The 13,313-nt window shown below is 64.6% G+C and carries 12 protein-coding genes; 3 read left to right on the top strand and 9 right to left on the bottom strand.

From position 1 onward, the window contains the following. Positions 1-124: 124 nt before the first annotated feature. Both G6N54_RS28920 and G6N54_RS30895 read left to right on the top strand, forming a co-directional pair. Entirely contained in the window at positions 125-928 is an 804-nt protein-coding gene (locus G6N54_RS28920) for an SDR family NAD(P)-dependent oxidoreductase (RefSeq protein ID WP_232073142.1), read from the top strand. A gap of 354 nt (positions 929-1,282) precedes the next feature. Then, the gene (locus G6N54_RS30895; RefSeq protein ID WP_232073134.1) at positions 1,283-1,789 is read left to right on the top strand and encodes an enoyl-CoA hydratase/isomerase family protein; all 507 of its coding nucleotides are present in this window, start codon (positions 1,283-1,285) and stop codon (positions 1,787-1,789) included. Here G6N54_RS30895 and G6N54_RS28910 read toward each other — a convergent pair. Next, a complete protein-coding gene (locus tag G6N54_RS28910) occupies positions 1,764-2,441 on the bottom strand; it encodes a TetR/AcrR family transcriptional regulator (protein WP_163794199.1) in 678 nt (225 codons plus the stop codon). The genes G6N54_RS30895 and G6N54_RS28910 overlap by 26 nt on opposite strands. A 67-nt stretch (positions 2,442-2,508) precedes the next feature. Further along, complete coding sequence (locus tag G6N54_RS28905) at positions 2,509-4,065, bottom strand: AMP-binding protein (protein ID WP_163794197.1); 1,557 nt, start codon at positions 4,063-4,065, stop codon at positions 2,509-2,511. Positions 4,066-4,271: 206 nt separating this feature from the next. On the opposite strand from G6N54_RS28905, the gene G6N54_RS28900 reads away from it, so the two are divergent. Then, entirely contained in the window at positions 4,272-5,525 is a 1,254-nt protein-coding gene (locus tag G6N54_RS28900; protein ID WP_163794194.1) for a cytochrome P450, read from the top strand. Positions 5,526-5,537: 12 nt separating this feature from the next. Here G6N54_RS28900 and G6N54_RS28895 read toward each other — a convergent pair whose 3' ends face one another. The 7 genes from G6N54_RS28895 to G6N54_RS28865 all read right to left on the bottom strand — a co-directional run bounded on the left by G6N54_RS28895 (position 5,538) and on the right by G6N54_RS28865 (position 13,203). Next, positions 5,538-6,308, bottom strand: coding sequence for an enoyl-CoA hydratase-related protein (locus G6N54_RS28895; protein ID WP_163794192.1), 771 nt, complete (start codon positions 6,306-6,308; stop codon positions 5,538-5,540). After that, positions 6,299-7,324: an NAD(P)H-dependent flavin oxidoreductase gene (locus tag G6N54_RS28890; protein ID WP_232073837.1), complete on the bottom strand. Its 1,026-nt coding sequence runs from the start codon at positions 7,322-7,324 to the stop codon at positions 6,299-6,301. The genes G6N54_RS28895 and G6N54_RS28890 overlap by 10 nt, the downstream gene beginning before the upstream one ends. 40 nt (positions 7,325-7,364) lie before the next feature. Next, entirely contained in the window at positions 7,365-8,477 is a 1,113-nt protein-coding gene (locus G6N54_RS28885; protein WP_163794188.1) for a Rossmann-fold NAD(P)-binding domain-containing protein, read from the bottom strand. Between the two features lie 49 nt (positions 8,478-8,526). Continuing rightward, on the bottom strand, positions 8,527-9,846 hold the full coding sequence (locus G6N54_RS28880) for an FAD-dependent oxidoreductase (protein WP_232073132.1): 1,320 nt from the start codon (positions 9,844-9,846) through the stop codon (positions 8,527-8,529). A gap of 45 nt (positions 9,847-9,891) precedes the next feature. Beyond that, on the bottom strand, positions 9,892-10,725 hold the full coding sequence (locus G6N54_RS28875) for a mycofactocin-coupled SDR family oxidoreductase (RefSeq protein WP_163794185.1): 834 nt from the start codon (positions 10,723-10,725) through the stop codon (positions 9,892-9,894). 39 nt (positions 10,726-10,764) lie between these two features. Beyond that, positions 10,765-11,958 (bottom strand): cytochrome P450, encoded by a 1,194-nt coding sequence (locus tag G6N54_RS28870; protein WP_163794183.1) that lies wholly within the window; start codon positions 11,956-11,958, stop codon positions 10,765-10,767. A gap of 132 nt (positions 11,959-12,090) precedes the next feature. Continuing rightward, on the bottom strand, positions 12,091-13,203 hold the full coding sequence (locus tag G6N54_RS28865; RefSeq protein WP_163794181.1) for a homogentisate 1,2-dioxygenase: 1,113 nt from the start codon (positions 13,201-13,203) through the stop codon (positions 12,091-12,093). Between the last annotated feature and the right edge of the window lie 110 nt (positions 13,204-13,313).

Genomic DNA, 13,313 nt, shown 5'->3' with positions numbered 1-13,313 from the left:
CCACCCTAACATTTTGAGTTTGGACGTCTCAAATGACCACCCGGGCCGCAAAGGAAGACAGTAACCTAAAGCCACTAGGCTGGCGCCTCGGGGTAGCCCGCTCGGCCCCAGCACGACGAGAGAAATGGCAATGGTGCCCATCATGAACCCGCCCAACAGATTTCCGCGTGCGCACGACCCGGTCGACCTAAGTGGCCAAGTGGCGTTGGTGACGGGCGCCAGCGCCGGACTCGGCCACCGCTTCGCGGAGGTGCTCGCCGACGCCGGCGCGGCCGTAGTGGTGACCGGCCGCCGCCTCGAGCGCCTGCAGCAGGTCGCCAGGGAGATCAACGAACGCGGGCAGCGTTGTATGGCGGTGACGATGGACATGTCGCGGCCCGCCGGGTTGGGTGACGCGCTAGATCGCGCCGAGCAGGAATTCGGGACGATAACCACGCTGGTCAACAATGCCGCGATCCCCGATGCCCAACGGGCACATCGGATGTCGCTGGAGTTAATCGATGCCGTCATCGATACGAACCTGCGCGGACCGTTCGTGCTGACCCGCGAGGTGGCCCGGCGCCTGATCGCCGCCAAGTCACCGGGGCGGATCATCAACCTTTCGTCGATGGGCGCATATCACTACCAGGGCGACGGGGCCGCGCTCTACTCGGTGACCAAAGCGGCCATCAACCGGATGACCGAGGTGCTCGCTGTCGAGTGGGTCCGCTACGGGATCAACGTCAACGCGATCGCGCCCGGCGCATTCATGACCGAGATGATGGAAGGCCGGATCGCACGGGTCGGCGATTTCACCGACGACCTGCCGCGTAAGCGCATCGGCGATCCGGCCCAACTCGACAGCACGCTGCTCTACCTGGCCGCGCCGGCATCGGAGTTCGTCACCGGGACCATCGTCAAGGTCGACGACGGGCAATTCCCCCGCTGAGACCCCATTGCCACCGGGCCCGGTTATACAAACAGTGCTTGATTAACTGCGTCGGACGTCAGTACGCTCCGCACATGACCATCCGGCACGGCGATCTTCGGCTGGACCGCGACGGCGACGTGGCCGAGATCGTATGGGCCGCGCCAGCACTCAACTTATTCACCCCCGAAGTCGCCGACGCGTACGACGCCGTCCTGGACGATCTTCCGGACGGCGTGCGTGCGCTGATCCTGCGGGCCGAAGGCAAGGTTTTCTGCGCCGGGGTGCAGGCGCAGCAATTCACCGCTATGGACGCGGCGGCCGGCACCCGCGTTCAGTCGCCGCCTGCTGGGCCTGATTCAGCGGATCGAGCAGTTGCCGCTGCCCACCGTCGCCGTGGTACACGGATTGAATCTCACCATCGGCCTCGAGCTGACATTGGCGTGCGACTTCATCTGGGCGGCCGCGGAAGCGAGCATGGGACTTGTCGAGGCGCGGGTAGGCATCACGCCCGCCGCCTGGGGCACCCAACGTCTGGTGGCACGCGCGGGAGTAGCGCACGCAACAGAGATGGTCGTCACCGGGCGCACCTATGGCTCGTCGGTGCTGAACGACTGGGGTGTTGTCGACAGGGTGCTTCCGGGACCCGAGTTGCTGGCCCGAGCACGCGAATTCGCCGCGGAGCTCGCGGCGGGACCGACGATGGCCACCGGAATCGCCAAGCAAATCATCGCGCTCGCCCGCGATCGCGGGACCGCGGCCGCCGACGCCGCCACCCCCGACCTGGCAGGACCGGTGCTCGGCAGCGAAGATGCCGCGATTGGCGTCGAAACGCTCCTCGCGCATGGGCCAGAGGCTAAGCCAGCCTTCCGCGGCCGTTAGTTTCGCCGTCGGCCTGGGCCGCCGGCAGCCACCTGGCCTGGCGCACCTTGATCGCGGCGTCGACAGCGTCCAGGATGCTCGAGGTCACGAGATCGAAGATCTCTTCAGAGGACAGACCGCTCTCCGACATCGCCTTGGCCAACGCCGGGTACTTGTCGGAGTCGACGTCGTGCTGATTTTCAGGCGAATAGCCTTGGGTGTCATGCAGGGCGCTCCCAATGGCGAACAATTCGAGCGCGTCGAGCAGAGGCATCACCGCCGCGCTGGGTACGCCCTCGGCCATCAACCGTTCCGCCGACGTGTCCAGCATCCGAAAGCCCATCCCGAGCGAGCGTTTGGACACAACCAGGGGCACCAGTCCGGGGTGTTCGAGCAGCGCATTGCGGAGATTGCGCGCGTTTTGAGACAGCCAGTGCCGCCAGTCGTCGTCCGACTTCTCCGGCGTGCGAACCTTGCTGAGCGCTAATTCCGTTGCACCAAACAGAATTTCGTCTTTGTTTTCGAAGTGATGGTAGAGCGACGCGCCGTTCACACCGAGCACGTCGGCCAGCCGGCGGATGCTCAGGCCCGCCAGACCGTCTTCGTCGATGATGGTGAGCGCCGCCTCGAGAACCTTGCGCCGCGAAATCAACGCGACCTTGGGCCTTACCATGCCGTTCGCCTTCCGGGGATGTGTGGTTTCAGATTAACCAAACACCGCGCGCCCGGGTGGCCGACACTCATTGCGCGGAGACACTCGACGTGGGCGACCCGTACCGCTTCTTCAAATCGGCCTTGGGCAGCTTGCCGGTCACATTGCGCTCAAACGGCTCCACCGCCACGAACTCCGCTGGCACCTTGTACCGCGCCAACCGCCCGCGGCAGTACTCGGCCAGCGCGTCGCAGTCCAGGTCAGCGGCGGGATTCAGGACGATCAACGCCCGTCCGACCTCACCCCAGCGCTCGTCGGCGATCGGGATAACGGCGGCGTCGGCGATGTCGGCATGCTCCTGGAGCACGCGCTCCACCTCCGCCGGATAGACGTTTTCCCCACCCGACTTGTACATGTCCTTGAAGCGGTCGACCATCGTCAAGAAAACATCTTCGTCGCGCTTGACCGCATCACCGGTACGAAACCAATCACCGTGAAACGCCGCGTCATCATCGGAGTCCCGGCGCCAATAGCCCGCCGTTACCGCCGGTCCGTTGGCCCACAGCTCCCCCGCCTCGCCCACTTCGACGTCCCGGCCGTCGCTCCCGACAATGCGAATATTGGTGTACTGCACTGGATCACCGCACGAGCCGAATTTCCGGAGCGTGTCCGAAGGCCGTATCACACTGACGATGGGCCCCATTTCCGTCGCACCGTATCCGGGACTCAGCGGCCAACCGCGCTCGAAAAAAGCCTTGGTTACGTCGTAATTCAAAAACCCGCCACCGACCTGACCGTGTCGAATGTGACCGAAGTCCGCCTCGGCGAACCCCGGGACCCTGGCCATGACCTGATACATCACGGGCGCTCCGGAGAAGTGTGTGAATCCCTTCGCCGCGTCACTGAGCAAGCCCACTACCTCAGCCGGGTCGAATGCCGGTAGCACCGACACCGTGCTGCCCAGGGCCAAGATGGGGTTCGTCATGCTGTTCAGACCCGCGGCGTGAAAAAACGGCAAGACTGCCAGATACCGGCTGGCGGAGGTCAATTCATAAGGGTCGAGCGAATTCAGCATCTGGTAGTGCAGCATCCGGTGCGTACAGATCGCCGCCTTCGGGCGTCCCGTGGTGCCCGAAGTGTAGATCAACTGGACTGGATCGGTGACCGCGACGACCGGCGCCGCGCTGCGGGGTGCCGAACGCTCCGCGGCGGCGACGATGTCACATGCGGCATCCTCGACACCGAAAGACGCCAGCCGGGGAACCCGCGCGGCGGCGGCTACGCGCGCGGCCGTCTCCGCCCAGACCGCGTCGTGGACCAGCACGGCTGGTTCGGAGTCCGCGCAGCAGAATTCGAGCTCGGGCTGCGCCAGCCGAAAATTCAGCGGAACCAACATCGCCCCGATGCGCATGCACGCGAACTGCAGAATCAACACCCAGGGGTGATTGACGGACAGCACCGCGACCCGGTCACCACGACCGATGCCAAGGTCGTCGGCGAGCGCCCCGGCCAAACCGGCCACCCGATCCTCGAGTTCGCGCCACGTGAACACCGCACCGGAGCGGACGTCCTCGATCGCCGGCCGATCCGGCCGGCGACGCGAGTGATAGTGCACAACGTCGGTCGCATGGTGCTTGATACTCATCGCGGATCCCCTTCAACGTTTCGTGCGGCACAGCGGGGGTCCGCTCATCATAACCATATGCCGTTTGGTTGAAAATGCCGCGCAATCTCGGTACAGCAGAAGAAGAAAGGCGCCCAACGCCGCTGTCACCCGTGGGGGCAACCTTGCTATACCAAACGACGTTTGGTACCGTGGCGACCGTCGCCATCCGGATCGGGAGAGCACTAGTGGATCAGTTCGACCATCACTCGCAATACTTCGCCGAGCATTGGCGCGACATGTATGAAGGCATGCGACAGCACTGCCCCGTCGCCCACAGCGACCGGCACGACGGTTTCGCGGTACTGACCCGCTACGACGACATCAAAAGGGTGCTGGCCGACCCCGAGACATTTGTCAGCGGTCGCGACCTGCCCTTCGCCGACGACGTCGTGAGGGGCGGTGCGACGGTGCCTACCAACCCCGTTCGCATGGGAATGATGGAGATGGACCCGCCGGTATCCCAGGCCTACCGCAAGTTGCTGGCCCCGCTGTTGTCGCGCAAGGCGATCGACGCCTACCGCCCGCGGATGCAGGAGATCGTGTCCTGGACGATCGACCGCGTCATCGGCTCCGGCAGTGTCGATTTCGTGGACCAGATCGCGAATCCACTGCCCGCGATGGTATCGCTCGACTACTTCGGCCTGTCACTGGACAAGTGGGAGCAATACGCCACGACCTTGCACAAAGCCGTGTACCGGGAGAAGGGTTCGGCGCGCGACCTGGTGGCGCTCGTCGAGGACGTGCGAGCCACCGTGGTCGAGCGGCGAGCGATCGCAGGCGAACGCGGCGATCTGGTCGACGCGTTGCTGACCGGTGAGGTCGACGGCGAGCCGCTCGACGACGACATGGTGACCGAACTGTTGTTCATGCTGCTCAACGGCGGTATCGACACCTCGACCGCGCTCATCGCGCACATGTTCGGTTACCTGGGCGAACATCCCAGCGACCGCGAGACGCTGATCGCCGACCCCGCCCGGATTCCGACGGCGATCGACGAAATGCTGCGCTACTTCCCGCCTGGTACCGGGGTAGCGCGCACGGTCGCCAAACCCGTTGAGATCCAGGGCCATCAATTCACGCCGGGTGATCGAGTGTATTGCGCAATCGGTGGCGCCAACCTGGATCCCGCCGTCTTTGCGCACCCCGATGAGGTGCTGCTGGACCGCGAGAACAGTGGCAAGCACTTGTCGTTCGGGTTCGGCGTGCATCGCTGCCTCGGATCGTTCCTGGCGCCGATGGAGCTGACTGTTCTGCTCGGCGAGGTCCTTGCGCGGATGCCCGATTACGTGATCGACCGTGAGCAAGTCCGCCGGTATCCGACAATCCCACTGGTCAACGGTTATCTGGCGATGCCCGCCACGTTCACTCCGGGCTCGCGCGTGCTCGCCGGTTTCGCCGCGGCGCTACCGGTCCGGCTGGAACCGGCGGCAACGGCCTGATCCTGCGATTGTTTAGTCGCCGTCCAGATAGCCCGCGCGAGTCCGATCCAGGAAGGTCTGCCGGGCAGCCGAAGCGTCGCCGAGCATATTGAGTTCGAAGGTGTAGCTGAGCTCCTGTCGATACAGCGTGCGTAGGTCACGAGCGGCGGTGTTGTTCAGCGACCGTTTCAACGCCCGCACCACCCGAGGCGTCTTTTTCGCAATCGTCGCGGCGATCTCCCTAGCCCTGTCCACCGTCGCGGCCACGGTCGGTTCCACGTGGTAGACGCTGCCGTAGGCGTAAAGCTCGGAGATGTCGACCGGTTCGCAGGTGAACATCGCGGTGCGAATTCGCTTCTCGGGTAGCAGGCCGAGCGCCTGCACACCCCCGGTGGTGGCTCCATTGTCTAGCTCGGCGAGAACGAATTTTGTTGCAGCACAGCCAATGAGGACGTCACAAGTCCCGGCCAGCAACACGCCCACGCCCACGCAGTAACCATGGATGCAGCCGATCACGGGTACCGCGCACTCGGCGATGGCCAGGCTGGAATCCTGCGAGCCCCTGGCTTGGCCGAGGATTCCCCCAAACCCTGGCAGGGACTGGACTTCCTTGAGATCACCACCCGCGCAGAACCCGTTGCCCTCGGCCCGTAACATGACAACTCGCACCTCTTCGCGATGCTCATAGCTGCACAGCAACTCGGTGAGCCGGGCCAGATCGCCGATGGTGTAGGCATTGGCGGGCGGGTGGTCCACCACCAGCTCGGCGACCCCGTCGGCATCGACGGTCTCGGTTATGGACACGCCGGCTCTTCCAGGACCGACGCCGAAGCGGCCAGCAGTTCGTGTGCCTCGGCGACGATGCGGGTGACCAGCTCGGCGACGGTGGGGATGTCGTCGATCGCGGCGGACACCTGCCCGGCAACCAGAAGGCCGGGCTCGACATCCCCATCGCGCTGGGCCACGCGGATCTGTTCCTCTTCCCAAGCCTGAAACTCCTGGGGTGACAGCGTCTCTCGCGCCTTGTCCAGCGCGGCAATCGCGTCGTTGCGCAGTCCGCGGATCGGCGCGTAGATGCCGCCGTAGACAACGTCGTCCCACTCTTTCGCGTCGACGATGCGTTGCTTATAGGCCTGATGCCATTGGTGCTCCTGGGTGGCGATGAAGCGGGTTCCCATTGCCGCCGCGGCCGCTCCCATCGCCAACACCGCGGCCAACCCGCGCCCGTCGCAGATGCCGCCGGAGACAACGACCGGGATATCGAGGGCACCAATCACCTGTGGTGCCAACACCATTGTGTGCACACCCTTGGCGTGGGTATGCCCGCCCATCTCGTAGCCCGATGCGATGATGACGTTCGCGCCGTACTCGGCGGCCTTCAGTGCGTGTCGCACCGAGCCGACCTTGGCCATGTGCACGAGACCGGATTCGCGGATGGCGGAGCCGAATTCGCCGGCGAAACCCGCCGACGTCACGATCGCGCGCAACTGCTCGCCTACCCGGCCGCCGTCCCGCTTGACCGATATCGCCTCGTCGATACAGGTCCGGCTAACCAGCAGTAGCTCTCCGTCGGGAGTGCGCCCGACGGGGACGTTGACCGCAAAAGGCCGATCGGTGTGCGCGGCGACGTACTCGATGGCGCCACGAAAGCCTTTGCGCAGGAATTCTTCTGAGGTGTTGACGATGCTAGGACAACTCACCGTGCCCAGGCCGCCTGCCGCCGACACCGCGGCCGCGAGGTGCGTCGCGGGCGAGGGGCCCATGCCGTCCTGCATGACGGGGTACTCGACACCAACCAGATCTTGGAATCGGCGCCACATACGGCTCACCATGCCCTCCTAAGGCCTGCTGATCATTGCTTCACCGACCGGCTGCATCGCGGCCGACGGACACGGTCTTGGGATGCGGCATCGGGTGTCGTACCTCGGGCGCTTCGTCCGGAGCCTGTTCTCGCACCCATCGCACCGCCTGCAGATACGCATCGATGAGCCGGTCTTCGGCGTCGTAGTCGAAGCGCGCCGGATACAGCGGATAGTCCACGGGCGTCACCGGATTGGCGCTGAGCCACTCGACCGCCTCGACCATTGCGACCCGGGCGGGTACCGCCTGGGCATAGCCGAGCTCCCGCTTGGCCTTGTTGTTGTCCAGCAGAATGTGCGGATCGCCGCTCGGCGGCAGCAGCTCGATGAGCGCGGACGGCGCCATCTCTCGCGGGACCCCGACGAATTCGATGTCGGCCCCCATGATGTCGGCTACGGTCTCGGCCCACTGCCGCACGGTGAACTGGTCGTCATCAGCGGCGTTGTAGGCCTGCCCGTTCGCCATGTCGGGATGGTCCACCGCGCTAAGCACCACTTCGGCGGCGTTGCGGCCCGCGCACCGCGAGATGATCCACAATCCGTTGTCGGGCAAGATCATCCGGCGCCTGCCGTCACGCACCCGGCGCATCACCGACCACTCCCAGGGCACCAGGTTGCGGGGGCCATAGATCGCCGGATAGCGGATCACCGTGCCCCGGTACGCGCCGGCTTCGGCCCGGTCGAGCACGGCACGTTCGGCGGCTCGAATCAACTTGGCGAACTTCGGAACCGGCTCAACGCTATCGGACAGCGGCCCGTCCTCGCGGGCGTTGAGCGCCATGCCGTAGGGGTGTACCCGCGCAGCCTGTAAGCAGCCACGATAGGCCGGTACGCCGCCGACGCTGATCAGGTGACCACACCGGCCGGCGAACACCTCGGCGATGGTCGCGACCCGCCCGTACATCGCCAGCACCAGGTCGTAGCGCGCTTCACCGGTCGCCTCGGTCAGGGATTCGGGGAAGTGCGGGTCCGCGTGGATGTGCGGGACATCGGGCAATCCGTCGGGTTCGTGCACGCCGCGATGCAGCATCGTCACGTCGTGTCCCCGACGCAGCAGACCCTCCAGCACCGGCACACCCGTGGATCCGCTGCCACCGATGACCAGGGTCTTCATCGCCTCTCCACTCGCGATCGATTAACCAAACAGTAATTGGTTCTTGCCATCAAACCACACCGTCGACCCGCTTAGCCAGCACCGGGACCAGCGACGCAACGCGTTCGACGACCAACCGGGCCGAGTGCACGCAACCACTCTGGCCCGCCGTTGCCCATTCCCGCACTCCGTCGCCGACGTTGAACAGGTTGGGAATCGGGGTGGTCTGCGGGAGGTCACGACCGGCGATGGCCCGCTGGGCCGGCCAGTCCTCCCCCGCACAGATTTGTATCGACAGAATCTTCGCCGTTTCGAAGCCCGGGAAGTGTTCGGCGAGATCGGCTTTCAACATGTCAATCTCGGCGGCTTCGTCAAAGGCGCCGGTAGCGGGGTGCGGCGTGCTGGCGCCCGCGTACAGATGCCATCCCGGTGGCGCCATCTCGGGACACGTCTCGGTCAGATTCGCCGCGTAGGCCAGTCGCCGGGTCGGACCGAAGAACACCACGCCTGGCACCGTGGTAAGCGGTCGCCTGCTGGCGAAATTCACCGTGATCAGGGTGCTCGGTGCCGACTGCGCGCGGATCCGGTCCGCGTAGCCGGGGGGCAGGTTGTCCTCACCACACATGCGCACGGTCGCGACGGGGCCGGCATTGCTGACGACTGCGCGCACCGCGACGGACACGTCGGCGTTGTCGCGACGCACGATTGCGCCGTCGACCCGACCGGCGTCATCGAATGTCAGCTGTCTGACCTCAGCATTCAGCCACAGCACCCCGCCGGTGCGCTCGAAGTCATCGGCCAACACCCGCCACGGGCCGATGCTGCCTTCGGGGTGCATCGCGTAGGTGTCCAAGGCCTTCGGCTTGGTGAGGTAGTCGAATAGCAATGCGGCTTCCACGTCGGTGGGCTCGGCCGCGAACAAGGCGCTGGTCAGATTGCGCAGCAGGCCACGAACGAACGGGCCGCGGCGGGCCGTCACGTCCGCGAGGGTGCGGTGCGGCGCAGGTCGCAGCCGGGGAAATCGGCGGGCGGTGATGCCCAGCAGCGATACCGACGTCTGCAATACCGCGCCAGGGATTCCGTTCATCACCGGGACGTCTCGTTTGCCAAGGCGCAACACAAGCGGCTGCGTAGGCAACCTGGTCCCCATCGACAGCCCCAGGTCCTCGAACAGCTTCCCGTTCTCGCCACCAGTCTCGATGATCAACGCACCGGTGTTGACCCGGAACCCCTCGATCTCGACCGTGGAGGCGCGGCCTCCGACTCGATCCCGGCTCTCCGCAAGCAGGGTCCGATACCCAAGGCGGTTCAGGCGCGCCGCGGCCGCCATTCCACCGGCTCCCGCGCCGATCACCAATACGTCAAAGACTCCGTCAACTCTGTGAGACACGCTGTCCTTCAACCCCTTTGCGGTCACATCGAGCGCCATCGCGTATCACTTGGCCACCGCGCCGGCATCGACAGGCAACGAGATGCCGGTGATGTAGCGGGCCTCGTCGCTGGCTAGGAATAACACCGCGTTGCTCACGTCGCCGCTTTCGATCCACGGCACCGGCAAGGCGTTCATCTCCCCGGCCGGAACGGCGAACTTGTCCCGCGTCGGATGCGGATCGTCGGGCAAGAAGATCCGATAAGTCGCTTCGTTCATGATCATGTCGGTATCGACACACGTCGGGTTGACGGTGTTGACCCGGATGCTCAACGGGGCCAGCTCGAGTGCCAGCGTCTTCATCAACCCGACCACCCCGTGCTTGGCCGCGACATAATGCGCGAGTCCAGGCTGCCCGATTAACCCGGCGATGCTGCTGGTGAGCACGATCGATCCACCGTTGCCTCCGGCAATCAGGTGCGGCACCGCGGCTTTCGTCGTTCGCCACACCCCGGACAGGTTGATGTCGACCACCTGCGACCAGGTCTGCTCAGACAATTCGAACGACGGACCGATTGACATGATGCCGGCGTTGGCCACCACAATGTCGAGTCGCCCGAGTTGGCTCACACCGTCGTTCACCGCCGAGGTCAGCGCCTCACCGTCTCGGACGTCGACCTCTCGGGTCACCACGTTCTGGCCGAGCTCTTTGACCTGGCGGCCGGTCTCCTCGAGATCCTCGGGCGTCGCCAGCGAATAAGGCACGGACTCGATCTGTCTGCAGATATCGAGCGCGATGATGTCGGCGCCCTCCGCGGCAAGACGCAGCGCATGGCTACGCCCCTGCCCGCGCGCCGCACCGGTGATCAACGCAACCTTGCCGGCTACCCGTCCGGTCATCTATTTCTCCAATCGAGAGCCGCCGAAATAAGCTACCGCTCAGACCTTTTCGAAGGTCAGCGGGACGCGGTCGGGACAGTTGGCGATACCGGGAGCCCACTTGAGGTCGGCCGGATCTCCGTCGAATTTCAGGTTGGTGATGCGAGCCAGCAGTTCTTCGAACGCGATGGCGATCTCGACCCGGGCCAGGTGCATACCGACGCATCGGTGGATGCCCAGACCGAAGCCTGCGTTTCCGCCGCGCGGCGGGTCGAACTGGAGCTGGTCGGCGCCGGGGAACTTCTCTTCGTCCCGGTTGGCCGAGTCGAACCGCACCAGCACCCGGTCGCCCTTGCGCATGGGGCAGCCGCCGACCTCGGTGTCGCGGGTGACAGTGCGCCCGAAGCTGGCCACCGGGGAAGCATGCCGGATGAACTCGTCCATGTCGTTGCGCACCCAACGCGGATCTCGCACGCGGGCTTCAAGTTCGGGCTGCAGAGCGATGTTCATTGCGATGGTGCCGATCGCGGAGCGCGTGGTGTCCAGCCCACCGAGGAACAGGACGCAGATGGCACCGAGCGCCTCGTGTGTTTCCAGCGGCTTGCCGTCAACCGTGCCGGTGACCAGCGACCGCAGGATTCCGTCTTCCTCGGGTGGATTCTCGGTGGCCGCGCCCAGGTATTCAGCGGCGAGCATGCCGAGGTTCATGAAATCTTGTTCGGTGCCGTCCTCGGTCACGGCGAAGACGACCTCTTTGGCCCGCTCCATTTTCGCCATGTCGGTTTCCTTGAAGACCACCGACGCCAGCACCCGAGACACGAAAGGTCCGGCGAACTCGCCGAGGAGTTCCACCTTGCCCTTGTCGACGAACCCGCCGATCAGCTCGCGCGCGACGGCGCGCATCTCGCTCTCGAACGTCAGTGCGTACTTGCGGGACAGGTAAGGGTTGAGCAGCTTGCGAAATCCGGTGTGCAGCGGCGGATCCGAATCCAGCGGGCCCAGGCCGATCGGGGTGGGTGCGGGCGAACCTCCCTGCGAGGAGAACGTTTCCGGATCCTCGAGAACTTGGCGAACGTCGGCGTACCGGGTAACCATCCACATCGGACCGGTCAATTCGGTCTCGGTGCGCACGACCGGGCAGTGTTCGCGGGCGTAGGCAAACGCGTCGTACTTCCAGTTCTCGTGTTCGGGGTCGAAGAGGTCGAACGTGGGGAGCAGCGCGGCGAGGGTGCGGTCAACGGCGGAAGAGGTCATCGAGACGGCTCCAGAATCTCGGGGCATAGGTTATCAAACAGTGTTTGGTATTTAATTGGCCAGCATGCCATATGAAGTGGATCACGTCCAACACCCGACCCGACCTACGCAACGCTGGTATGGCCCCTGCCCTCAGGCCTGCAGGACGGGGTCCAACTTCAGCGGCCGCGCCGCCTCAACCATGATGATCTCCCACTCGATCCTCGAGTGTTCGTCCCATTCGCGACGGGATTTGATGCGCGCGCGATCGGGGAAGCCGTGGTGGATTCCTTGCGGATCGTGGCTCACCAGGCCAGATTTGAGCGGGCGTCCGAGTGATTTTCCGCCGTGGATCAAGGCGATCTCGTCATAGTCGGCATTGCGGTGGAACCACGGGATGCGCTCGACTCCCTGGACTCCCTCGGACGGGCGCGGAAGCAAGTTGATGATGTTGATGCCGTCGGCAACCAAAAAGCAGTGCATCGACGGCGGCAGGTGCAGGCTGTCCGACATGATCACGTTCCAGTCGGCGATGTTGAACGCGAACGGAAAGTAGTCGCCCTTCCAGCCCTGCACGTCGCAGGGGTGATGATCGACATAGATCGACGAGTACTCGTGGTCGTATTTGACCCTGATCTCGTATTCGTCCCGATCCGAGACGATGTCGGCGGGTTCGGGCACGCGGATGACGTCGGGGTCGAAGGGAGCATGGCGCCCCAACCCCACGTAGTTGGGTGCCCGCAGTTCGCCAACCGTCTCGATACCGAACAACATGGTCTCGCCGGCGTCGACCACGAATCGGTGCGTGATTGCCTTGGGAATGACGACGTAATCGCCCTGGCCGTAACTGATCGGGCCGAATTCCGTTTCAACCGTTCCGGATCCCCGATGGACAAACCAGCATTCGTCGCCGTCGACGTTGCGCCGGTAGAACGGCATGGGCTCGGCCCGGCGCGACAGCCAGATGGTGGCGTCGGCGTTGTAGTAAAGCCGTTGCGGATTGCCGCGAGGATCGGTGAGGTCGTCCGGCTTGATATCGCCAAGCATCGCGCTGGTCGACTTGAACCGGCCCTCGGTGCGGAAGACCGTCGGGTCATTGGAGCGGTACAACACCGCCTCGCGGCCGTCGAAGCCCCGCCGGGTGAGCTCGTCGTCCTTGAGGAGTTCGCCGTTGGTACCCGTGCCGGGCAGATTGCGGTGGGCCTGTCTGCTCGTCTTGCCCTTGCTGAGCTGGATCAAGGTTTGCATGGTCATGGCTGTCAGCATAGGACATCATTCAGTATTTGACGATCATCATTTGGTTTAATCATCTCCTCTCATCGTCGTTCGCCTGTTCGATCGGATCCGCTGAATGGCATGCCCATAGCTGGCCTGGC

Origin of the sequence: Mycobacterium stomatepiae, from assembly GCF_010731715.1 — a bacterium.
Taxonomy (GTDB): domain Bacteria; phylum Actinomycetota; class Actinomycetes; order Mycobacteriales; family Mycobacteriaceae; genus Mycobacterium; species Mycobacterium stomatepiae.
The sequence above is the reverse complement of the archived record's forward strand: the minus strand, read 5'-3'. Positions and strand labels throughout refer to the sequence as shown.